Genomic DNA, 21,387 nt, shown 5'->3' with positions numbered 1-21,387 from the left:
AGCCTAGAGCTTGACCATGATGTGGCGCGGCACCGTGTAGTCCTCCAGCGCATAGAGGGAGAGATCCTTGCCGTAGCCGGACATCTTCATGCCGCCGTGGGGCATCTCGGAGGTGAGCATGAAGTGGGTGTTGATCCAGGTGCAGCCGTACTGCAGGTGGCTGGCCACCTTGCTGGCAAGGCCGAGATCCCGGGTCCAGACCGATGAGGCGAGGCCGTAGTCCGAGTCGTTGGCCCACTGCACCACCTGCTCGGCGTCGATGAAGCGGGTCACCGACACCACCGGGCCGAACACCTCGCGGCGCACGATTTCATCCTCCTGGCGGGCATGGGCGATCAGGGTCGGCTCGAAGAAGAAGCCGTTGCCGGGGCGGATCTTGCCTCCCGCCGTTACCTCCACGTGACCGCTGCTCTGGGCCCGCTCTACGAAGCTGGCCACCCGGTTGCGCTGCCGGTCCGAAATGAGCGGCCCCATCTCCACCCCCTCCTCGCGCGGACCGCCCACCTTGATGGAGGCGACCGCTTCGGTCATGGCGGCGACAAACTTGTCGTAGATCTTGCCCTGGGCATAGATGCGGCAGGCGGCGGTGCAATCCTGGCCGGCGTTGTAGAAGCCGAAGGTGCGAATGCCGGCCACCACGGCTTCCAAGTCTGCATCGTCAAAGATGATGACCGGCGCCTTGCCCCCCAGCTCCAGGTGGGTGCGCTTCATGGTGCGGGCGGCGCTCTGCAGGATCTTCTGGCCGGTGGCGATGTCACCGGTGAGCGACACCATGCGCACCAGCGGGTGCTCCACCAGCGGCGCCCCCACGCTCTCGCCCCGGCCGCAGACGATATTGATGACGCCGCGGGGGAAGAGCTCGCTGGCGAGCTCCGCCAGGCGCAGGGCGGTGAGGGGGGTCTGCTCGGAGGGCTTGAGCACCACCGTATTGCCGGCGGCGAGCACGGGGGCCATCTTCCAGGCCGCCATCATCAACGGATAGTTCCAGGGGGCGATACTGCCCACCACCCCGATGGGGTCGCGGCGGATCATGCTGGTGTGCCCCTCGATGTACTCCCCCGCCAGCGGCCCCTGCAGGCAGCGGGCCGCGCCGGCGAAGAAGCGGAAGCAGTCCACCACCGCCGGCAGCTCGTCATTGAGCACCGCCAGATAGGGCTTGCCGCAGTTGAGAGATTCGAGCGCCGCAAACTCCTCGGCGTGGCGTTCGATGGCGTCGGCCAGGCGCAGCAGCAGGGCACTGCGGCTCGCCGGGGTGGTGCGGCTCCACTGGGCGAAGGCGCGCTGGGCGCCGTTCACCGCCCGGTTCACCTGCTCGAACGAGGCTTCTGGCACCGAGGCGAGAAGTTCCCCGGTGGCCGGGTTGAGGATGGGCTCGGCCTGGCCGTCACCGGTGACGAACTGACCGTCGATCAAGAGTTGGGTAGAGAGTTTCATGGTTGCATCCTTGCGCACGCGTTGAGTCGTTATTTGCCACTGCCGGCGACGTCCTGGCCGTCGCGGGTGAGGTAGTAGGCAAGCAGAATAGGAATGGTGGTGAAGACCACTATGATGAGCGCCACCACGTTGGTGACCGGCCTGTCCCGTGGCCGGATCAGCTCCTGATACATCCAGATCGGCAGCGTGGTCTGCTGGCCGGCGGTGAAGGTGGTGACGATCACCTCGTCAAAGCTGAGGGCAAACGCCAGCATGCCCCCCGCCAGCAGCGCCGTGGCGAGGTTGGGCAGGATCACGTAGCGCAGGGTCTGGAAGCCGTCGGCCCCGAGATCCATCGACGCTTCGATGAGTGACTGGTTGGTGCGGCGAAAGCGCGCCAGGGCATTGTTGTAGACCACCACCACACAGAAGGTGGCGTGACCGATGACGATGGTCCAGAAGCTGAAGGGGATCTCCATCACCCCGTAGGCGGAGCGCAGCGCGATGCCGGTGACGATACCGGGCAGGGCGATGGGCAGCACCAGCAAGAGCGACACCACCTCCTGGCCGAAGAAGCGGCTGCGGGCGATGGCCCCCGCCGCCAGGGTACCGAGTACCATGGCGGTCAGCGTCGCCAGCCCAGCTACCTCCAGCGACAGCTGGATGGCGCGCCACACGTCGGGGCGGTTGAGAGTCACCTCGAACCACTTGAAGGTGAGCCCGGGGGGCGGGAACTGATAGCTCTTGCTCTCGCTGGTGAAGGCATAGAGGAAGATGAACAGGATCGGGAAGTGCAGAAACAGCAGCCCGCCGATGGCCGCGTACTTGAGCAAGCCGGAGGGTTGGCTGCCGTGGTCCCGTTTTATGGAGGTATTAGAGCGCATCGAAGGCCCCCAAGCGTTTTGCTATCGCCAGATAGATGGCGATGATGAGGATCGGCACCAGCGAGAAGGCGGCGGCGAAGGGCAGGTTGCCCGCCGTGCCCTGCTGCATGTAGACCACCTGACCTATGTACATGGTGGAGTTGCCTATGATGCCGGGGATGATGTAGTCCCCCAGCGTCAGGGAGAAGGTGAAGATGGAGCCCGCCACCACGCCGGGCAGGGCCAGCGGCAGGATCAGGGTGCGAAAGGTCTGGGCCGGGGTGGCGCCGAGATCGCCGCTCGCCTCCAGCAGGGAGCGCGGGATCCGCTCCACCGCCGCCTGGATGGGCAGGATCATGAAGGGCAGCCAGACGTAGACGAACACGATGAAGGTGCCGATGCGCGAGAACGACAGCGACGGCCCCCCGATCACCGGCAGCGAGAGGATGGCGTCCAGCAGCCAGTCCAGCCCCAGGGTGTCTGCCAGCCAGCTGATGACCCCCTCCTTGGCCAGGATCAGCTTCCAGGCATAGACCCGCACCAGATAGCTGGACCAGAGCGGCAGCATGATGCCGACGTAGAACAGGGCCCGGGTCTTGCCGCTGGTGTAGCGCGCCATGTAGTAGGCCACCGGAAAGCCGAGCAGGGCGCAGGCCAGGGTCACCAGCAGCGACATGCCGACGGTGCGCAGGATCACGTCCAGGTTCTCCGCCCGCAGCAGGGCGACGAAGTTCTGCAGCCCCAGCTCGTGGCGGATCTGGCCGCTGAACTCGTCCAGCCCGAAGGAGGCGTTGGAGAGCAGCATCAGCAGGGAGCCGACATAGATAATGCCGAGCCACAGCAGCGGCGGCCCGAGCAGGATGGCCAGCAGCAGACCTGGCCGCCCGTAGAGCAGGGTAGAGAGGCGCCGCAGCGGCCGATAGGAGAGGGGGGCAGTGGGTTGGCTCATGGCAAGGCTCGCACTGTGGGGGCGCTCATGGTTGAGCTCCCAGAGGGGCGGTGTGCAGGCGATGGATCGCCTGCTCCGGCCAGCTGAGGCTGACCCGGGCGCCACGGGGCAGGCGGGCCTGGCCTTCGTTGGGGTGGTTGACGATGAGCTCGAGCTGCTCGCCGAGATCGACCCGGTAGCGCACGAAGGGGCCGAGGTACTCCACTTCGCGCACCTCCCCGGACCAGCCTGGTGTGCCGGCCTCGGCGAGCCGGATCCGCTCCGGGCGTACCATCATCTGGCTAGCATCGCCGCACAGACGGCGGGCCTGCTCCCCCTCGAACAGGTTGACGGTGCCGACGAAGCGGGCGACGAAGGGGGTGGCGGGGGCGTCGTAGATAGTATCCGGCGCGGCAATCTGCTCGATCTTGCCCTGATTGAAGATGCAGATGCGGTCGCTCATGGAGAGCGCCTCCTGCTGATCGTGGGTGACGAAGATGAAGGTGATGCCGAGCTGGCGCTGCAAGGCTTTCAGTTCGAGCTGCATCTGCTCGCGCAGCTTGAGGTCGAGTGCCCCGAGCGGTTCGTCCAGCAGCAGGATGCGCGGCTGGTTGATCAGTGCCCGGGCGATGGCGATGCGCTGGCGCTGGCCGCCGGAGAGCTGGCCGGGCTTGCGGTTGCCGACGCCGGGCAGGCGCACCAGCTCCAGCATCTCGTCCACCTTGCGGTAACGCTCCGCCTTGGCGACGCCCTTGAGCATCAGGCCATAGCCGATGTTGTCGCGCACATCCATGTTGGGAAACAGGGCGTAGTCCTGAAACACGGTATTGAGGTTGCGATCGTAGGGGGGCACGGTGGAGCAGGGCTCGCCGAACAGCCGGATCTCCCCGTCGCTCGGGTATTCGAAGCCCGCAATCATCCGCAGGCAGGTGGTCTTGCCAGAACCGCTCGGCCCCAGCAGGGTGAAAAACTCACCGGCCGGGATCTGAAAGGAGATGTCGTCGACCGCCTTCACCTCGCCATAGTGGCGGCTGACCCGGTCAAATTGTACGGCATTCATGGGGCGTCCTTGTCTGTGTGGGAAGCGGGCCGGACTCCTGTCCGGCCCCATCTGGTTATCCGGTCTTAGCGGCCACCCAGGATGGCGATATAGTCCGAGACCCAGCGGTAGTAGGGCACGCAGGTTCCCTGGCTCTTGCACTGGGAGACAGGAGTTCGCCAGAAGTGAACCCGATCGAAGTTGTCGATGCCGTTGGTCTTGCACCCCTCTTTCCCGAGCAGGGCATTGCCCTCGCAGGCGGCCGGTACCACGGGCACGGAGCCGAACCAGGAGGCGAGATCCCCCTGCAGCTTGTTGTTGAGGGAGTGCTCCAGCCACTGATAGGCACAGGTGAGGTTCTTCGCCTCGCTGTGCACCATGCTGGTATCGGCCCAGCCGGTGACGCCCTCCTTGGGCACCGTCGTGGCGATAGGCTGCTTGTCGGCGATCAGGGTATTGGCCTGGAACGGCCAGGAGCCGGAGGCCACCACCCCCTCGTTCTTGAAGTCGTCGATCTGGACGAAGGCATCGTGCCAGTAGCGTCCCACCAGCTTGCGCTGCTGGCGCAGGAGGTCGAGGGCGGCCTTGTACTGATCCTCGTTCAGCTCGTAGGGATCCTTGATGCCGAGCGCCGGCTGGTGGCTCATCAGATAGAGGGCGGCATCGGCGATGTGGATGGGGCCGTCGAACGCCTGCACCCGCCCCTTGTTGGACTTGCCGTCCGGCAGGGTCTGCTCCTCGAACACCACGTTCCAGGAGTCGGGCGCCTTGGGAAACACCTTGGTGTTGTACATCAAGATGTTGCCGCCCCACTGGTAGGGCACGCCATAGTGCTTGCCGTCTACCGTGTGCCAGGGGGCATTCTGCAGGCGGGGGTCTATCTTGCTGTAGCTCGGGATGAGCGCCAGGTTGAGCACCTGCACCTTGCCACCGGCAATCAGACGCAGACTGGCATCGCCGGAGGTGGTCACCAGATCGAAGCCCCCCTCGTTCATCAGCGCCACCATCTCGTCCGAGGTGGCGGCCGTCTTGACGTTGACCTTGCAGCCGGTCTCTTTCTCGAAGCCGGTCACCCAGTCGTAGTTCTTGTCGGTCTCGCCGCGCTCCACGTAGCCGGCCCAGGCCACTATGTTGAGCTGGCCTTCACCCTTGCCGAGGGTGGTGGGGGCAGCCTGGACCTGGCCTGCCAGCAGGGCGGGGATCAGGGCCAGGGTGAGGGGGGTCAGTTTCATCTTGCTCTCCTTGCTGGGGCGGGCACGGTTGTGATGCCACGCTGACAATTAACATCCTGTTAACCAGTCATGAGCGTAGGAGAAGCCGTGAGCAATGAGAATTTCAATTTTTAGCGGCTTTGGTATCTGTAAAATCGATATCGAGTGCAGATGAATCTGATTTTTTTGCCGGAGTCACGGCTGTTCAGGCTCAGTCCTAGCGGGGGAGGTGCTGGCGGGCCCGCAGCCGGCTCTGATCTCTGGCGATGTCGATGAACTCGCGTGCGGCCCAGTCAAGGCGCGAGCCGCGCCGCCACACCAGACCGATGTCGATGGCGGGGATGGGCTCCTTGATGGCGCGGGCCTCGACCCGCTCCTGCTCCAGCGACCAGGGGCGGTAGGCAAAGTCCGGCAGCAGGGCGAGCCCGAGCTGGCTCGCCACCAGGCTGCGCACCGCTTCCACCGAGGCGGTACGCAGCACGATGCGCGGCGAGATGCCGTAGCGGCGCAGGCCGCCGCCGATGATCTGGTCCAGCTGGTCGGCGGTCAGCGAGATCATGGGCTCCTCGCCGAGCGCCTTGAGGGAGAGGGTCGACTCGGCGCAGAGGGGGGGTTGGCGGCGAGCCAGACCCGCAGCGGCGAGCGGGTCAGCAGCTCGGTATCGAACGCCTCCTGGCGGATGGTGCGGTTGGTCATCAGGATCCCCACATCCACCTCGCCGTTGACGATCTGGTGTTCGAGATAGGGCTGCTCATCCTCCTTCACCTCGATCTGTACCGCCGGGAAGGCGCGGCGAAAGCGGCCGAGCGCTTCCGACAGGTAGTAGCCAGCAACCAGGGTGGTTACGCCTATGGTAAGCCGCCCCTGATCCTGCTGGGCCACCGCCTTGAGGGAGTGGCTGGCTTCGGTCATGGCGCTTAGGATGCGACGGGCGTGCAGCAGAAACTGGTGGCCCTGGGTGGTGAGGCTGACGCCGCGCGGGTTGCGCTCGAACAGGGCGGCGCCGAGCTCGGTCTCCAGCTCGCGGATGGCGCTGGTGACCGCCGACTGGGAGATGTGCAGCTCGGCGGCTGCCCGGCTCACCGAGAAGCTGTCGGCCACCGCCACGAAATAGCGGATCTGGCGAAAGGTGAAGTTCATCTGGGCGTCCTGCCACGTGCGATCAAGGTGAGTGCCAGCTTAACCTCGAATCGCGCCCAGACAAAGGCGCCGTGATGGCGCCTTTGTCGTTGTTTTTACGGAAATTAGCGGGCTGTCACCGCCTCTGTGACCGGTACACGGTTCACTCCCTTGCCCAGATAGGCGAGGGTGATGGTCACAATGATGCAGGTGAAGCTGAGCCACATGTAGGGTAGGTAGTCGAGGGTCGCTACCCCGAGGACCCCGGCCATGAAGATGCCGTTGTCGCTCCAGGGCACCATGCCGCAGGTGAGGGTGCCGCCAAACTCGGCGTTGCGGGAGAGGTTCTTGCGCGCCAGCCCCAGTCTGTCGTAGTTCTTGGCCATGATCTTGGGGGTCAGGATCAGCGATACATACATAGCGGAACCGAACACGTTGGCCAAGAAGGCGGTGCCGATGGTGTGGCTGGTCAGGCTGCCGGCGCTGTTGATGCGCTTCTCGAAGGCACTGGCGATGACGGAGAGGATGCCGACCTTCTCCAGCAGACCGCCGAAGCCCAAGCCGAAGATGATGACGGCCACGGAACCCAGCATGGACTCCATGCCGCCGCGGCCGAGGATGTTGTCGATGAAGTCGACGCCGGAGGTAATGGCAAACGGGCTGTAGGCGGAGTGCATTGCCTTCACCGGATCCATGTCCTGGAAGACGATGGCCCAGACAAGACCCAGCAAGGCGCCGAAGCTGATCACCGGGAAGGCGGGCTTGCGGTTGGCCAACAGGCCCAGCACCAGCACCACGGGCACTATGGCCATGGGGGTGATGTTGAACTGCTTGTCGAGGGCGTCCATCACCAGATTGACCTGCTCCAGGCTGACGTTGCCGGAATACTGCATGCCGACCACGGTGAACAGGGCGGCGGTGATGACGTAGGAGAACAGGCTGATGGGCAGCATCCCCTTGATGTGTTCCATCACGTCGACGTTGGACATGGTCGAGGCCAGCACCACGGAGTCGGAGAGCGGGGAGAGCTTGTCACCGAAGTAGACGCCGGAGAGCACGGCACCGGCTACCAGCGGCGCGGGTACCCCCAGGCTGTGGCCTATACCCATCATGGCGATGCCGGCGGTGGCCGCCGAGCCCCAGGAGGTGCCGGTGGCCAGCGAGGTGAGAGAGCAGATGATCAGGGTCGCCAGCAGGAAGATGGAGGGGTGTATCACCTTGAGGCCGAAGTAGATGATGCTGGGGACGATGCCGCCGGCAATCCAGGTGCCCACCAGGGCACCGACGGAGATCAGTATCAGGATGGCCCCCATCCCCTTGGCGACGCCGTCGACTGCCGCCTGTTCCAGGGATTTGTAATCATGGCCGAGCTTGATGCCGAGTCCCATGATGACGAACCAGGCGATGAACAGTGCCAGCTGGATTGGCAGATCCAGCACGCTGGTGAAGGAGAAGGCCAGGGCCAGGAAAATGGCCAGGCAGGCAAATACTTGCGACATGCCCGGCAATCGGATGTGGTGTTGTTGGTTTTGCATAGACGCTCCCTAAACTCTTGCTCGCCAAGGTCAGCCCCTCTCGTCCTGCGGATGCGTCGATCCCGAGAGGCTTACCAAAAGAGGGCGCAATCTACCATAAAGCGGAGGTGTAAAATCCCTGCTCATTCGGCAAAACAGCTTTAAAATTTTAAAATCCCACAAAATAGTTGATCTAATCGGCATTTTTCACTGTTCAATCGACACCGTTTGATAGCCGGAGATCCATAGGCAAGTTCGATTGCAGATGGCAACACCAAAGATGATAATAGTTATCATTAATCTTTTTCGGACCAATGCCAATGAACTGGATAGCACGCGCTCTGCTCTTGGCCGCCCTTCTGGCGGTGCTGGTCTGGGGTCAGGAGAAGGAATACGGGTTCTGGAGCCTGGGGTTCTTGCTGGCTGCCTGGGTCATGCTGGAACCCAGGCTGAGACCGGTGTTGATCCTGCTGCCGGTTGCGGGAATAACAGGGGTCGTCACTCTGCTCTGGCAGCAGGGTTGGCATTAAGCCTGGCGAGTGGGGACGGCCTGGATCTTGTCGTAGGCCTGGCGCAGGGAGGCGATGACCTTCTTCTCCATCTCGCTGCGTTCGGCGTCTGTCGTGAAGTAGATCATGTCGACATCGTGGCGGATATAGTGGGAAGGAAGCTGGTTGAGTGTCAGGCAGCAGAGGTCTGCCAGCTGATAGGGGGTCAATGTTCGAGCCAACCCCTGTTTTTCTATCTCCTTGAGCACCAGATGCTCATAGAAGTTGTGAATATCGGTATCCAGGATCATGGGAAAACCCCCGTGGTGGCGCAGCATCTTCAACAGCATAGCCATGGGGCATGAAAACACAAAAGGCCCGTTACTCTCGTAACGGGCCTTTGCAGAATAATGGTGCGAAGAGAGGGACTCGAACCCTCACATCCGTGGGACACTAACACCTGAAGCTAGCGCGTCTACCAATTCCGCCACCTTCGCACACTGATTTTCTCCAGCTGGTTTTTAAATGCGGTTGGAGCGCATTTTCTGTGTTTTACATGCCAGAAGCATGGTGCGAAGAGAGGGACTCGAACCCTCACACCCGGGGGGCACTAACACCTGAAGCTAGCGCGTCTACCAATTCCGCCACCTTCGCACATCGGGTTATCAGTCTGGATTTACATGCTGTCTGATAAAAGCATGGTGCGAAGAGAGGGACTCGAACCCTCACACCCGGGGGGCACTAACACCTGAAGCTAGCGCGTCTACCAATTCCGCCACCTTCGCACATCGGGTTATCAGTCTGGATTTACATGCTGTCTGACAAAAGCATGGTGCGAAGAGAGGGACTCGAACCCTCACACCCGGGGGGCACTAACACCTGAAGCTAGCGCGTCTACCAATTCCGCCACCTTCGCACATCGGGTTATCAGTCTGAATTTACATGCCGTCTGATAAGAGCATGTTGCAGTATGGTGCGAAGAGAGGGACTCGAACCCTCACATCCGTGGGACACTAACACCTGAAGCTAGCGCGTCTACCAATTCCGCCACCTTCGCATCACTGCGGTGGGGGATTCTATAGAGTTTTGGGGGGGCGTCAACAGCCAAAGGGGACTTTTTTCGCTGTTGACGGATAAAGGCGTGCCAAGGGCACAAAACTTCAGCAATCGGCGTCAGACGGTGGCCAGCGCATCCTGATACATCTGTTCGTACAGGATGACGGAGTCTGCCCAGTCGAAGCGGGTGTTCATGGCGTGGTGCTGCACACGGGCAAAACGTGCCGGCTCCTGCAGATAATGGAGCAGGCTGCGGCGCATGGCATCGAGCAAGGTGCTGGCAGTGGGATCGTTGAAGCAGAAACCGGTCGCGTGCGTCGGGTCGGCATCCCAGTCCACGACGGTATCTTTCAATCCGCCGACAGCCCGCACCAGGGGCAGGGTGCCATAGGCCAGACTGTACATCTGGTTGAGCCCGCATGGCTCGAACAGAGAAGGCATCAGGAAGAAGTCGGCGCCGGCCTCCACCAGGTGGGCCAGACGGTCGTCATAGGCATTGATGAAGGCAAACTTGTCGGGATGCTGCTGGGCAATGCTTTGCAACTGGGCGGCGAGAGAGGGATCACCGGAGCCCACGATCACTACCTGGACCTGATGTTGCAAGAACTTGTCTAGCGCCGGGATGAGCAGGTGTACTCCTTTCTGCTCGGTCAGTCGACACACCATGCCATAGATGGGGAGGTTGCCGACGGGGAGCCCCGTCTCCTGCTGCAGGATGCGCTTGCAGGTGTGTTTGCCATCCAGGTTGTCGGCATCATAGGTGGCGGGCAACAGAGGATCGAAGGCGGGATCCCAGTCCTGATAGTCACAGCCGTTGAGGATGCCACGCAGGTCAGCAGCCCGCTGCTGGAATACGCTGGCCATGCCGTGAGCGCCCGGGTGCGTCAGCAGCTCGCTGGCGTAGTTGGGGCTGACCGCATTGATCTTGTCTGCGTAGAGCACACCGCACTTGAGCAGATTGATGTGACCATAGTCGTAGTTGATGCGCTGCTCGTAGTCGTGGATTTCCGGCACGGCCCAGAACTGCTGGCGATCGAATACCCCCTGAAAGGCCGCGTTGTGAATGCTGATGACCGACCGGGTGCGCTGGAAGAAGGGGTTGTGGGCATGACGGGTTTTCAGCAGCAGCGGCAGCAGACCGGTGTGCCAGTCGTTGCAGTGGGCGATGTCGGGAGCGAAACCCAGCTGTTCGCACGCATGCAGAGCCGCCGCGGCTAGAAAGGCAAAGCGTTCACCGTTGTCGGGATAGGCCTGGTTGTTCTCGGCATAGAGCTGGGGGCGGTCGAAATAGTGCGGGCAATCGAGCAGATAGACGCAGATCCCGTCCAGTTCCAGCTGATGGATGCGATAGCTGATATCACTGCGATCCTGGGGGGTGGGGAGCCAGCGCGAGGCGAGGAGGGTGGCCTCGTCCCGGCGCTTGATGGTCTTGTAGAAGGGCATAATGATGCGCACATCGTGCCCCTGACGGGCGAGATGCTGCGGCAGGGCCTTGGCCACATCCGCCAGGCCCCCGGTCTTCACCAGCCCCTCAACCTCCGAGGCTACAAACAGGATTTTCAGTGGGTTAATAGCCAACTCTTGCTCCCTTAGGTACCACGACGATACCGCCTTCGGATACGGTAAACCGCTCTCTGTCATGGTCCAGATTCTCACCGATCACGGTGCCGGGTGCAATTTCAACGTTTTTGTCGATGATGGCGCGGCGAATGGAGCAACCTTCGCCGATTTTCACATCCCCCAGCAGCACGGATTCACTGATGTGGCTGCAGGGGCCTATGTTGCAGCGAAATCCCAGTATGGATCGCTGGATCTGGCTGCCCTGAATGAAGCAGCCACCGGAGATCAGGGAGTTGGCGATCTTGACTTTGCAGTCGTCGGTATCGATGAAGGTGGCGGGGGCAGGGGCGGGTAATGAGTGTGCAGCGGCCACTTGCGATTGTAGAGAGAGAAGGGGGCATCGTCGGCCACCAGGTCCATGTGTGCCTGCCAGTAAGAGTCGAGCGTCCCCACATCGCGCCAGTAGACGTTGGGCTTCTCGCCCGGGATCACGTTGGTGCTGTAGTCGTAGACGTAGACGGGGGCACGGGGGAACAGGCTGGGAATGATGTCCTTGCCGAAATCGTGACTGGAGTTCTCCTCGGCGGCATCCCGCTTGAGCTCCCGATAGAGGGCCTCGGTCTCGAAGATGTAGTTGCCCATGGAGACCAGGGCCTGGGTGGGGTCGCCGGGGATGTGTTTCGGGTGACGGGGCTTTTCTTCAAAGCCAATCATGCGCCCTTCCTGATCCACCTCGATCACCCCGAAGGCGCTTGCTTCCTCGATGGGCATGCGCAGTGCCGCGACGGTCAGGGCGGCCGCTTTCTGCTTGTGGAAGCTCACCATCTGGCTCACGTCCATCTTGTAGATGTGATCGGAGCCGAAGATGCAGACGTGTTCGGGGTCGGAGATCTCGATGAAGCGCAGGTTCTGGTAAATGGCGTCTGCGGTGCCGTCATACCAACGTTTGCCCATTCGCATCTGGGCCGGAATGGGGTCGATGAAGCGATCCGTGATGCCGACGATGTTCCAGCCCTTCTTCATGTGCAGATAAAGGGACTGGGACTTGAACTGGGTGAGTACATAGATGCGCAGGAAGTCGGCGTTGACGAAGTTGTTGAGCACGAAGTCGATCAACCGGTAACTGCCGCCAAAGGGCACGGAGGGTTTGCTGCGGGTGGTGGTCAGCGGTTGCAGTCGGGTACCTTCACCGCCTGCCAGTATCATGGTGAGTATGCCTGCCATCGTCGTTCTCTCCCTGAGATCATGATGTTGAAAAGGTTTTCATGTTGCTGCGAAAAAAACACCCCTAAAGGGGTGGTGAACGTTTTCTTGGTACCTTAACAGATCCCGTCTGGCACTCTCTACTTGTTTTATTACAACCGTTGCACTTCTTTAAGCTTTGCTCAGATACACCTTGAATTTGGCGTCGCCCGCGATCACCTCGGTCTGTTTGAAGTGCGCATCCAGTATAGGCTGGTATCGCAGGAAGGCATTGGCGACTATGGTCAGGGTGCCATTTGCGGTCAGGTACTCAGGTGCCTTTGCCAGGAAGGTTTCGGTGGCGGCGTAGAAGGTCTTGAGCCCGGCATGGAAGGGGGGATTCGAGACAATCTGTTGGAATGTTTCGGCAATGTCGGAATAGACATCGGAGGCATGAACACGTCCGCTCAGACCGTTGACCGCCAGGGTTCGGCGGCTGGACTCCAGTGCCAGGGCATTGATATCCACCATGGTGACAGCCAGGGCCGGGTTGCGCTTGGCCAGCACGGAACCGATGACGCCGGCGCCGCAGCCAAAGTCGAGCAGCTTGCCCGTTACGGGGGGGAGGCTCGCCAGCAGCATCTGGGTGCCGAGATCCAGGCCGTCTGCACTGAAGACCCCGGGCAGGGCCATGACGGTCAGGGTGGTGTCGCCTGCCTGGCACTCATAGCGACTGAACCAGGCGTCCAGCTCGAAGGGGACGACCGGCTTGTCGAGCATGCCGTGGTAGAGAGAGCAGCGGCGCGCAGAGTCGCGTTTGATCGGTTTCTCGCCATAAGGTGCCAGCAGCTTGTCTGCCCCGTTGATGCCGCCCCGGTTCTCGCCGGCGAGGAACAGGTCGGCCCCGCTTTCGAGCAGCGGCGTCATCATGGCCAGCAGGTATTGCGCCTCGGCCTTGGCCTTGGGCATCAGCAGCAGCAGGGCATCGAAGCGGGGGGCGCCACCCAGCTGGTGATCGAACAGGATGGCGTCTCCCAGAGCGGCCTGCTGGCTGCGGTAATAGCAGTAATCCGTGGTGAAGACGGTCAGGCTTTGTGCCAGCTCGGCCAGTTGACGAGGATAATCATCCTCCAGGGCACCGCACACCAACAGCCGCTTGCCGACAAAGAGGGCTTGGTTACGTTCCAGCATCTGACTGACGGCACTGACAGGACGGCTCATTGGGTCTCTCCACGCATTTTTGGGCGGCCATTATACATGGCCGCTTTCGCCTTGACATTTATGCCGTGTTCCCGAAATATGCCCAGACGCCTTATTTACCCAGAGATGATGCAATGCGGTCATGCGTATCGAAACGAAAGCATAAACACAGCCTGACAATCGGGCCTGCTGGCGTGCGCGCGTAACCTCTCATCCCTGAGACGATTCAAGCCCCGGTAGCGACTCCCGTACCGGGGCTTTTTATTGACCAATCCATCTGTTTAGGAGAAGGAAATCCCATGTTTCAAGGTTCGATAGTTGCCCTGATCACCCCATTTCGACAGGGCCAGCTGGACGAGGCCGCACTGGCTCGCCTGGTAGAGTGGCACATAGAGCAGGGAACCCATGGCATAGTGCCGGTCGGCACGACCGGGGAGAGCCCGACCCTGACCCACGATGAGCATTGCCGCGTGGTGGAGCTGGTGGTCAAGCTGGTGGCCGGGCGCATTCCCGTGATCGCAGGTGCAGGCTCCAACAACCCGGTTGAAGCCATTGAATACACCCGCTATGCCGAGCAGATGGGAGCGGATGCCACCCTGCATGTGGCCGGTTACTACAACCGCCCCAATCAGGAAGGGCTCTACCACCACTTCAAGGCGGTGCACGACGCCACCACCAAACCCATCATCGTCTACAACATTCCGCCCCGCGCCATCGTTGACGTGCAGCCGGCGACCCTGGCCCGTCTGGCCGAGTTGCCGCGCATTGCCGGCGTGAAGGATGCCACCGGTGATCTGGCCCGCCCCTGGGTTGAACGCCAGCTCATCAAGAAGCCGTTTGCCTGGCTCTCCGGTGAAGACGCCACCGCCGTGGCCTACAACATCGGTGGTGGCCAGGGTTGCATCTCGGTGACGGCCAACGTGGCCCCCAAGCTGGTGGCCGAGGTGCAGAACCTGGCGCTGGCCGGTGAGTGGCAAGCTGCCCGCGAATTGCAGGACAAGCTCATTCCGCTGCACCAGGCCATGTTCGCCGAGCCGAGCCCCGCAGGGGCCAAGTATGCGGTCTCCCTGCTGGGTCTGTGCAGCGAAGAGTGCCGTCTGCCGGTGATGCCGCTCTCCGAGGCCACCCGCGAGCGCATCCGCAGTGCCATGCAGGCATTGAATCTGTTGTAAAAACTGGGCTCTGGATCTCGCTTTTGATTGCCCGGTCAATTAATGGCCGGGCTTTGCCGATATACTCGCTTGGATACAACCAAGGATGATTTGGCATGGAAGAATGGGATCCGGAGCACTTCACCAGTTTTGAACATCTCTGTGAAGTGACCTTGTCTGCGGTCAGGGAAAAAACAGAGGCTGAACAGATCTATCTGTGGCTGCGTGCTCCGACGCCCCAGCTCTATCACTATCGCCCGGAACAGGGTCTGCTCTGCCTGAGCGCTGACATCCTCTCTTCCCTCGAGTTGCCCATCCTCTTCATCGAACGTTCCCTTGCGCTCGGCCAGTTGCTGGTGGAGCCCATCGCGCCGACCCGTGCCATCTGGGAGCGGGAGAGCGTCGAACCCGAGATCCCGCGCCTGCGCGCGAGCTTCCCCCTCAAACGCCACAAGGGATTGGAGGCCGTGGTCTATCTGGAGACCCGGCGCCGTCTCGATCGCCTGCCCCGGCGCCAGCAGCAGAGCATCCAGTTGCTGATGCACTATCTCGCCGCCGAGCTGGAGAGCCGGCGACTCGCGGGGCAGGTGGATCTGGAGCGGGATCAGCGGCTCCACACCCAGGCAGACCTCGTGCGCAGCCAGGCCCTGCAGGACTCTTTCCTCAGCATGCTGCAGGCGCTGCATCAGGTGGGGGTCAAGCTCTCCCGCTGCGAGAGTGAGGATCGTTTGCTGCACGACGCGGTGGCACTGGCCCGCCAGGAGTTGCAGTTCGATCGCATCGCCATCTTCCTGACTGACAGTGAATTCAAGACCATGCACGGTACCTGGGGTACCAACGAGGCGGGTGAGCTCATCGACGAGCGCCATTTCATCAGCCCCATTCCGGATCATCCCACGGTGCAGGAGGCGCTGCGTCGCAAGGACTATGTCCTGGTGCTGGAGGACACGCCTCTCTATTACGAGAAGCAGGAGGTGGGTCGCGGCTGGAACGCCATGGTGTCGCTCTGGGACGGGAGTACCCCCATCGGCTGGATCGCCGCCGACAACCTGCTCTGGCGGCGCCCCCTCAAGGCGTATCAGAGCGAGATCTTCAAGCAGTATGCCGCCGTGCTCTCCCAGTTGCTGATCCGCCAGCGCACCCAGGAGAAGCTTGAGCGCTTCAATCGGGAGCTGGAGCTGAGGGTGCAGGAGCGGACCCGGCAACTTGCCGATACCAACCGGGCGCTGGAGGAGGCCAACCGGCGCCTCTCTCTGCTGTCTTTGGAAGATCCCCTGACTGGCATCGCCAACCGCCGCCAATGGGACATCACCATGGAACGGGAGTGGGAGCGGGCTCGCCGCCATCAGGGCGTGCTGGCGGTGCTGATGATCGATGTGGACGAGTTCAAGTCCTACAACGATCACTTCGGCCACGGCAAGGGGGATCAGTGCCTGCAGCGGGTGGCGGCACTGCTGCAGGATACCGAGCGGCGGCGTACCAACCTGGTGGCCCGCTATGGGGGGAGGAGTTTGTCATCCTGCTGTGTTCACCGCAGCCGGGAGAGGCGGAGCGGCTGGCGGAGCAGATCCACCACGGCCTTGACGCCTTGCAAATTCCCCATCCGGCTTCCCGGGTGGCGGCGACACTCACCGTCAGCATCGGGTTCAGCTATCTGGTCCCGTCATCGGACAAGGAGTGGCAAACCCTGACCGAGCAGGCGGATCAGGCACTCTATCACGCCAAATCACAAGGGCGGGCCTGTACCCTGGCCTATCGCTGACACCTGCGTGGGGGCTACCTCCTGGCATCGCCCTGTATAAATGAGGTGGCAAGCGTTTCTCGCCATCTGGCGCATGGCGATGCGCCCGCGCTCTGGCTAGAATGGGGGCCCATTTTTCACAGACAGATCCTGCACCATGACCCTATCCGGATTTCAAGGCCTGGTTTTCGACCTCGACGGCACTCTGGTGGACTCCATGCCCTTGCACCTGGCCGCCTGGGAGCACACCGCCCGCGAGTTTGGCTTTCGGTTCGACGCCGACTGGTTTTATGAGCTGGGAGGCATGCCCAGCCGCAAGATAGCCCTGCTGGTGGCCGAAGTGCAGCAGATCGCGCTGGATCCCCTGGTGGTGACACGCTGCAAGACCGAACACTATGTCGCCAACCTGCACAAGGCCACCTCCTTCCCGGCCATGCTGGATCTGGTGGAACGCTATCACGGCCGGATCCCCATGGGCATAGGGACAGGCTCTCCCCGTATCAATGCCGAAGCGGTGCTGCGTAACACAGGGCTGGATCGGTATTTCCCCGTGGTGGTCACCGCCGACGACGTGGAGCTGCACAAACCCCATCCAGACACCTTCCTGCTGGTGGCGCGACGCCTGGGGGCCGAGCCCGGTCAATGTCTGGTGTTCGAGGACACGGGCATAGGCGCACAGGCCGGTGAAGCGGCCGGCATGCAGGTCTGCATGGTCAGAGAGGGAAAACCGGTCGGGTTGACCTACTGAGTAACGAAGACGAGCGGGTTAACAACCTGCTCGGGAGAGAAGCCCCACTCTCATACGGGACAGGCGAAACATGAGAGTGGGGAGCAGATGTCACTGGCTGACGCAGCGACACCGTCAGGATGGGCGGGGGCGAGATTTACTGCTCGCTGCCACCACCCTGGTTGTCGTCATAACGGCTGGGTGCGCCATGGGGGCGCGGCGCCATGGAGACGCGTGGTTTGCGGGCGCGCTGGATGCTGACCGCAGGGCGGCCGGAGTGCATGGCGATGGTGGAAATCTTGGCCTTGTAGACCAGTTGCTGGTTGCCGTGTGCATCTGTCAGCAGCACGCTGTACTGATCGAAGCCGCTGATGGTCCCCTCCAGCTTGATGCCGCTTACCAGGAAGATGGCGACCTGGCTGCGGTTCTTGCGCAACCAGTTGAGGGCGGAATCTTGCCCGTTCCCGAGGGAGAAGGCCTGCTCGATAGTGGAGTAGCTTGGGGATTCGGTTGTCATAAATTATTGTCCCGCGGAAAAAAAGTGGCGTTTGATTGTGCTAAATGGTCACTGCCTTGTCAAAGTCATTCTCATCCCCGCCGCGGATGGTGCAACGACAGGGCTGGTGGGCGTGGGCAACAGCTGCAATAATTGGCGGTTCTGGCCCCGTGGCGGGCCTCACGCTGGGGTCTCAATTTGCATCCGGTTTCACACCAACATCCAACCACCTATACCCATGACGCAACGGCGTGCGAAGAGTGTGATCTGCTGGTGCCGGCCACGACGTTGGTCGTGGGAGAGGCGAGCGGCTGTCCACGCTGCGGCCATACCCTGAGCCGCCATCTGCCGGAGCAGGAGCGCAGGCCGCTGGCCTACGGCTTTGCCGCCCTTATCATGTTCGTGCTCTCCAACGCCTTTACCTTCATGTCGTTCTCGGCCAAGGGGGTGGGGCAGGAGATGACCTTCCTGCAGTGCATCACCACCCTGGTGGATCAGGGTTACCTGTTTCTGGGAGTGGTGCTGAGCCTGACCCTGATCGGCCTGCCGCTGGTCTACATCGGTTCCATCATGCTGGTGCTGTGGCGCCTCGACAATGATCTGCACAGCCATGCCCTGAGATCCCTCGGCCGCCTGCTGTGCCGGATCAAGCCCTGGCTGATGGTCGATGTCTTCCTCATCGGGGTGCTCATCTCTTTGGTCAAGCTGATGGGCATGGCCGACATCAAGATGGGGCTGTCGTTCTGGGCCTTCGTCGGCTATACCCTGTTGCTCATCAAGATGATCTCGTCCCTGGACAGGATGTGGCTGTGGCAGCGACTGTTCGGGCCGACCGCCGCCCGAGAGGTGGATCCCGAGGCCAGCGCCCTGGCGTCCGGGCTGGTGGGGTGCCACATTTGCGGCGCCCTGAATGAGGGGGATGCCCATACCTGCGTGCGTTGCGGCGATCACCTGCACCAGCGCAAACCGGGTGGCCTGAACCGCACCTGGGCTCTGCTCGTCACCTCGATCATCCTCTATATTCCCGCCAACCTTTACCCCATCATGGATACCGTCTTTCTGGGGGATGACAGTCCCTCGACCATCATGGGGGGGGTGGTACTGCTGTGGGCCATGGGGTCCTACCCCATCGCCGCCGTCATCTTCTTCGCCAGCGTGGTGGTACCCCTGGTGAAGATCCTGGCGCTGCTGTGGCTCTGCTTTGCGGTGCAAAGTGGCCAGTCGGCCTCGCCGCTGCGCAAGCTCAAGCTCTATCGCATGACCGAATTTGTGGGGCGCTGGTCGATGATCGACGTCTTCGTGGTGGCCATCCTGGCCGGCCTCATCCGCCTGGACAATCTGATGACCATCTACCCTGGCCCTGCGGCCGTCGCCTTTGCCGGGGTCGTACTGGTCACCATGGTGGCTGCCATGAGTTTCGATTCCCGCCTGATCTGGGATTTACAACAAGGAGAACGCGAACGTGAGTGAGCGTAAGACAAGGTGGAAACCGGGCTCTGATTTCATGAGTTCGGCTGCCGCTATCTGGATGGTGCCCTTGCTGGCCCTCTTCATCGGCGCCTGGATGCTGTTCCAGCACTGGTATTCACAAGGGCCGAGCTTCACCCTGACGGTGGCGACCGCCGAGGGCATAGTGGCGGGCAAGACGGTGATCCGTTCTCGTGAAGTGGAGGTGGGCCGTATCGAGACGGTGGAGCTCAGCGAGGACTATAGCCATGCCGTGCTCAAGGCTCGCCTGACCAATGCCGCCGCCGGCATGCTCAAGAAAGACAGCCAGTTCTGGGTGGTCAAGCCCAGGGTCGGGCGTGAGGGCGTTTCCGGTCTTGGCACCTTGCTCTCCGGTGCCTATATCGAGCTTTCTCCCGGCAAGAAGGGCACGGCGCGAAGCGAATACGCCATGCTGGACAGGCCGCCCTTGGCATCCCTGGATGCCAGGGGATTGCGGCTATCCCTGTCCAGCCGGGATGCCAACGCGCTGGGCGCGGGTTCCCCCATCAGCTATCAGGGATTCACCATCGGTCAGGTCGAAGAGGCCAAGTTCCTGCCCGAGAAGAGCGAGATGCAGTACCAGCTCTTCATCAACGCGCCTTATGACGTCCTGGTGAGCAGCAACTCCCGGTTCTGGTTGACGCCCGGCTTCGAGGTCTCCATGAGCAGCGAGGGGATGAAGGTGAAGATGGACTCGCTGGAGAGCCTGATCAACGGCGGCATCACCATGGGGCTGCCTCCCGGCTGGTTGCCGGGGGAACCGGTGAAACAGAACGACGAGTTCGTGCTGTTCAAGGACGAGGAGAGCGTGCTGGCCGGTAGCCTGGATCAGTTCATCGACTATGTCTTCCTGTTCGACAATGATGTGGGCGGGCTGCATCCCGGCGCGGCGGTACAGTATCGCGGCATCCGGGTCGGTACCGTGATCTCGGCTCCCTATCTCATCGACGACAAGGGCGTCCAGCTGTTCAAGAGCCGACAGATCCCGGTGCTGGCGCGCATCGAGGTGCAGCGTCTCTCCCACCGTTATGCCAATGCGGAGAAGGAGCAGTGGCGGGCCCTGTTCAACAAGCAGTTCAAGGAAGGGCTGAGGGCCAGCCTCAAGACCGCCAGCCTGCTGACGGGGGGCAAGGTGATCGATCTGAACTTCTATCCGGATGCGCCAGTCTATCAGCCGCTCAAGATGGCGGGCTATCAGGTCTTCCCGACCGCCCAGGCCGGGCTGGATCAGATCGAGCGCAAGGTGAACCTCATCCTCGACAAGTTCGTCGACATGGACATGGCCACCACCCTCACTCAGGTCAACAGCACCCTGATGACGCTGGACAAGACGCTCAAGCATGTCAGTGCCGTGAGTGCGAATCTGGAGCAGTTTACTGGTCAGCAGTCGACCCAGCAGTTGCCGGCCTCCCTCAACCAGAGCCTCAAGCAGTTGCAGGAGACGTTGCAGACCTATGATGCCGGTTCCCAGACCAATCAGGAACTGCGCCAGTCGGTGCAATCCCTCAACCAGCTGATGAGCGAGTTGCAACCTCTGGTCCATTCACTGAACGAGCAGCCGAGTTCACTGATCTTTGACCGCGCTCGTCCGCGGGATCCGGAGCCCAAGCGAGGAAAATGATGAAAAAACGGATGATGACGCTGGCCTTGCTGGGCCTGCTGGCGGGATGTGGCAGTGCGCCGACGACGCTGCATTACTATTCGCTGGATGCCGACACTGCGCCGTCGAGTGTCACCACGGCGCAGCCGCAGCACCAGTTGGTGCTGCGCCCCGTCGCCCTGTCCGGTCAGCTTGACCGGATGAGCCTGGTCTATCAGCTGGAGGGCAAGGAGCTGCACTTTGCCGAGTACCATCGCTGGGCAGGTTCCCTCGATGCCCAGTTGAACCAGTTGACCCTCAATGGCCTCTCCAGTCGCTTGCCTGGCTGGGTGGTGCGTCAGGACGGGGCCCGCAAGGGGCCTGTGCTGAGCATCTCGGTCGAGCGTTTCCAGGGGCGGCACGACGGCCGCGCCCTGCTTAGCGGTCGCTGGCGCCTGCTGACGGAGGAGGGGGTCGTGTTGAGAGATGTTCCCTTCCAGCAGGAGCGGGTGCTGCCTGCCGATGGGTATGGCGCCCTGGTGAACGAGCTGGGGCAGGGCTGGCAACTGTTGCTCGATCAGATTGCGGCGGATGTGCGCACGCGCAGCTGAGGAAGCATAAAAAAAGACGGG

General features: G+C 61.9%; 16 protein-coding genes, 5 tRNA genes and 3 pseudogenes. 7 read left to right on the top strand and 17 right to left on the bottom strand.

All coding sequences use genetic code 11. The annotated features are described in order from the left end of the window. Nucleotides 1-3 precede the first annotated feature (3 nt). The 7 genes and pseudogenes from C2U47_RS06600 to nhaC all read right to left on the bottom strand — a co-directional run bounded on the left by C2U47_RS06600 (nucleotide 4) and on the right by nhaC (nucleotide 8,108). Nucleotides 4-1,434, bottom strand: coding sequence for a gamma-aminobutyraldehyde dehydrogenase (locus C2U47_RS06600; RefSeq protein WP_103261527.1), 1,431 nt, complete (start codon nucleotides 1,432-1,434; stop codon nucleotides 4-6). Between the two features lie 29 nt (nucleotides 1,435-1,463). Continuing rightward, nucleotides 1,464-2,279 carry an ABC transporter permease gene (locus C2U47_RS06595; RefSeq protein ID WP_082969961.1) on the bottom strand — a complete coding sequence of 272 codons (816 nt, stop codon included), beginning with the start codon at nucleotides 2,277-2,279 and terminating at the stop codon, nucleotides 1,464-1,466. A 7-nt stretch (nucleotides 2,280-2,286) separates the two neighbouring features. After that, on the bottom strand, nucleotides 2,287-3,225 hold the full coding sequence (locus tag C2U47_RS06590) for an ABC transporter permease (protein ID WP_103261526.1): 939 nt from the start codon (nucleotides 3,223-3,225) through the stop codon (nucleotides 2,287-2,289). A gap of 25 nt (nucleotides 3,226-3,250) precedes the next feature. Continuing rightward, nucleotides 3,251-4,264 (bottom strand): ABC transporter ATP-binding protein, encoded by a 1,014-nt coding sequence (locus tag C2U47_RS06585; protein ID WP_103261525.1) that lies wholly within the window; start codon nucleotides 4,262-4,264, stop codon nucleotides 3,251-3,253. A 65-nt stretch (nucleotides 4,265-4,329) separates the two neighbouring features. Then, nucleotides 4,330-5,475: an ABC transporter substrate-binding protein gene (locus C2U47_RS06580; protein WP_103261524.1), complete on the bottom strand. Its 1,146-nt coding sequence runs from the start codon at nucleotides 5,473-5,475 to the stop codon at nucleotides 4,330-4,332. 196 nt (nucleotides 5,476-5,671) lie between these two features. After that, nucleotides 5,672-6,594: pseudogene (locus tag C2U47_RS06575) on the bottom strand (LysR family transcriptional regulator). A 104-nt stretch (nucleotides 6,595-6,698) separates the two neighbouring features. Then, nucleotides 6,699-8,108 (bottom strand): Na+/H+ antiporter NhaC, encoded by a 1,410-nt coding sequence (nhaC, locus tag C2U47_RS06570; protein WP_045522095.1) that lies wholly within the window; start codon nucleotides 8,106-8,108, stop codon nucleotides 6,699-6,701. Between the two features lie 299 nt (nucleotides 8,109-8,407). Between nhaC and C2U47_RS06565 the strand changes: the two genes are divergently transcribed. Beyond that, complete coding sequence (locus tag C2U47_RS06565; protein ID WP_052814427.1) at nucleotides 8,408-8,617, top strand: hypothetical protein; 210 nt, start codon at nucleotides 8,408-8,410, stop codon at nucleotides 8,615-8,617. Here the strand turns inward: C2U47_RS06565 and C2U47_RS06560 are convergent. The 9 genes and pseudogenes from C2U47_RS06560 to rsmC all read right to left on the bottom strand — a co-directional run bounded on the left by C2U47_RS06560 (nucleotide 8,614) and on the right by rsmC (nucleotide 13,594). Beyond that, the gene (locus C2U47_RS06560; protein ID WP_029314828.1) at nucleotides 8,614-8,886 is read right to left on the bottom strand and encodes a late competence development ComFB family protein; all 273 of its coding nucleotides are present in this window, start codon (nucleotides 8,884-8,886) and stop codon (nucleotides 8,614-8,616) included. The genes C2U47_RS06565 and C2U47_RS06560 overlap by 4 nt on opposite strands. A 100-nt stretch (nucleotides 8,887-8,986) precedes the next feature. Further along, nucleotides 8,987-9,072 (bottom strand) — tRNA-Leu (locus C2U47_RS06555). Nucleotides 9,073-9,143: 71 nt separating this feature from the next. Continuing rightward, nucleotides 9,144-9,229, bottom strand: a tRNA-Leu gene (locus C2U47_RS06550). A gap of 45 nt (nucleotides 9,230-9,274) precedes the next feature. After that, nucleotides 9,275-9,360, bottom strand: a tRNA-Leu gene (locus C2U47_RS06545). A 45-nt stretch (nucleotides 9,361-9,405) separates the two neighbouring features. Continuing rightward, nucleotides 9,406-9,491 (bottom strand) — tRNA-Leu (locus C2U47_RS06540). 55 nt (nucleotides 9,492-9,546) lie between these two features. Beyond that, nucleotides 9,547-9,632: transfer RNA gene (locus C2U47_RS06535), tRNA-Leu, on the bottom strand. Nucleotides 9,633-9,748: 116 nt separating this feature from the next. Next, complete coding sequence (gene glgA / locus C2U47_RS06530; RefSeq protein WP_029314827.1) at nucleotides 9,749-11,209, bottom strand: glycogen synthase GlgA; 1,461 nt, start codon at nucleotides 11,207-11,209, stop codon at nucleotides 9,749-9,751. Continuing rightward, a pseudogene (gene glgC / locus C2U47_RS06525) lies at nucleotides 11,199-12,415 on the bottom strand (glucose-1-phosphate adenylyltransferase). Before glgC ends, glgA begins: the two are co-directional and overlap by 11 nt. Before the next feature lie 150 nt (nucleotides 12,416-12,565). After that, nucleotides 12,566-13,594, bottom strand: a complete 1,029-nt coding sequence (gene rsmC / locus C2U47_RS06520; protein WP_103261523.1) for a 16S rRNA (guanine(1207)-N(2))-methyltransferase RsmC — start codon at nucleotides 13,592-13,594, stop codon at nucleotides 12,566-12,568. Nucleotides 13,595-13,872: 278 nt separating this feature from the next. Here rsmC and dapA point away from each other — a divergent pair, with 278 nt between their 5' ends. From dapA to C2U47_RS06505, 3 genes and pseudogenes are all read left to right on the top strand, one after another. Next, the gene (gene dapA, locus C2U47_RS06515; RefSeq protein ID WP_039040606.1) at nucleotides 13,873-14,745 is read left to right on the top strand and encodes a 4-hydroxy-tetrahydrodipicolinate synthase; all 873 of its coding nucleotides are present in this window, start codon (nucleotides 13,873-13,875) and stop codon (nucleotides 14,743-14,745) included. A gap of 95 nt (nucleotides 14,746-14,840) precedes the next feature. Then, nucleotides 14,841-16,486, top strand: a pseudogene (locus C2U47_RS23610) (sensor domain-containing diguanylate cyclase). Nucleotides 16,487-16,622: 136 nt separating this feature from the next. Next, nucleotides 16,623-17,213, top strand: a complete 591-nt coding sequence (locus C2U47_RS06505; protein WP_103261522.1) for an HAD family hydrolase — start codon at nucleotides 16,623-16,625, stop codon at nucleotides 17,211-17,213. A 136-nt stretch (nucleotides 17,214-17,349) separates the two neighbouring features. Here the strand turns inward: C2U47_RS06505 and hfq are convergent, their stop codons facing one another. After that, a complete protein-coding gene (gene hfq / locus C2U47_RS06500; RefSeq protein ID WP_039040603.1) occupies nucleotides 17,350-17,709 on the bottom strand; it encodes an RNA chaperone Hfq in 360 nt (119 codons plus the stop codon). 177 nt (nucleotides 17,710-17,886) lie between these two features. Between hfq and C2U47_RS06495 the strand changes: the two genes are divergently transcribed. From C2U47_RS06495 to C2U47_RS06485, 3 genes are read left to right on the top strand one after another with little or no spacing between them, the layout of a single operon-like run. Next, complete coding sequence (locus C2U47_RS06495; RefSeq protein WP_103261521.1) at nucleotides 17,887-19,158, top strand: paraquat-inducible protein A; 1,272 nt, start codon at nucleotides 17,887-17,889, stop codon at nucleotides 19,156-19,158. Beyond that, complete coding sequence (gene pqiB / locus C2U47_RS06490) at nucleotides 19,151-20,797, top strand: intermembrane transport protein PqiB (RefSeq protein ID WP_103261520.1); 1,647 nt, start codon at nucleotides 19,151-19,153, stop codon at nucleotides 20,795-20,797. Before C2U47_RS06495 ends, pqiB begins: the two co-directional genes overlap by 8 nt. Then, nucleotides 20,797-21,366 (top strand): PqiC family protein, encoded by a 570-nt coding sequence (locus tag C2U47_RS06485; RefSeq protein WP_043152838.1) that lies wholly within the window; start codon nucleotides 20,797-20,799, stop codon nucleotides 21,364-21,366. Before pqiB ends, C2U47_RS06485 begins: the two co-directional genes overlap by 1 nt. The last annotated feature ends 21 nt before the right edge of the window (nucleotides 21,367-21,387 follow it).

Origin of the sequence: Aeromonas sp. ASNIH7 (genome assembly GCF_002903485.1) — a bacterium.
GTDB classification, from domain to species: domain Bacteria; phylum Pseudomonadota; class Gammaproteobacteria; order Enterobacterales; family Aeromonadaceae; genus Aeromonas; species Aeromonas caviae.
Note: the sequence above shows the minus strand (reverse complement) of the source record. Positions and strands in the feature narration are given on the sequence as shown.

Bases quoted from the DNA above. Each gene is read 5' to 3' on its own strand.
- C2U47_RS06600 (WP_103261527.1), bottom strand. From the start codon at position 1,434: ATGAAACTCTCTACCCAACTCTTGATCGACGGTCAGTTCGTCACCGGT.
- C2U47_RS06590 (WP_103261526.1), bottom strand. From the start codon at position 3,225: ATGAGCCAACCCACTGCCCCCCTCTCCTATCGGCCGCTGCGGCGCCTC.
- C2U47_RS06585 (WP_103261525.1), bottom strand. From the start codon at position 4,264: ATGAATGCCGTACAATTTGACCGGGTCAGCCGCCACTATGGCGAGGTG.
- C2U47_RS06580 (WP_103261524.1), bottom strand. From the start codon at position 5,475: ATGAAACTGACCCCCCTCACCCTGGCCCTGATCCCCGCCCTGCTGGCA.
- nhaC (WP_045522095.1), bottom strand. From the start codon at position 8,108: ATGCAAAACCAACAACACCACATCCGATTGCCGGGCATGTCGCAAGTA.
- C2U47_RS06565 (WP_052814427.1), top strand. From the start codon at position 8,408: ATGAACTGGATAGCACGCGCTCTGCTCTTGGCCGCCCTTCTGGCGGTG.
- C2U47_RS06560 (WP_029314828.1), bottom strand. From the start codon at position 8,886: ATGATCCTGGATACCGATATTCACAACTTCTATGAGCATCTGGTGCTC.
- rsmC (WP_103261523.1), bottom strand. From the start codon at position 13,594: ATGAGCCGTCCTGTCAGTGCCGTCAGTCAGATGCTGGAACGTAACCAA.
- dapA (WP_039040606.1), top strand. From the start codon at position 13,873: ATGTTTCAAGGTTCGATAGTTGCCCTGATCACCCCATTTCGACAGGGC.
- C2U47_RS06505 (WP_103261522.1), top strand. From the start codon at position 16,623: ATGACCCTATCCGGATTTCAAGGCCTGGTTTTCGACCTCGACGGCACT.
- hfq (WP_039040603.1), bottom strand. From the start codon at position 17,709: ATGACAACCGAATCCCCAAGCTACTCCACTATCGAGCAGGCCTTCTCC.
- C2U47_RS06485 (WP_043152838.1), top strand. From the start codon at position 20,797: ATGAAAAAACGGATGATGACGCTGGCCTTGCTGGGCCTGCTGGCGGGA.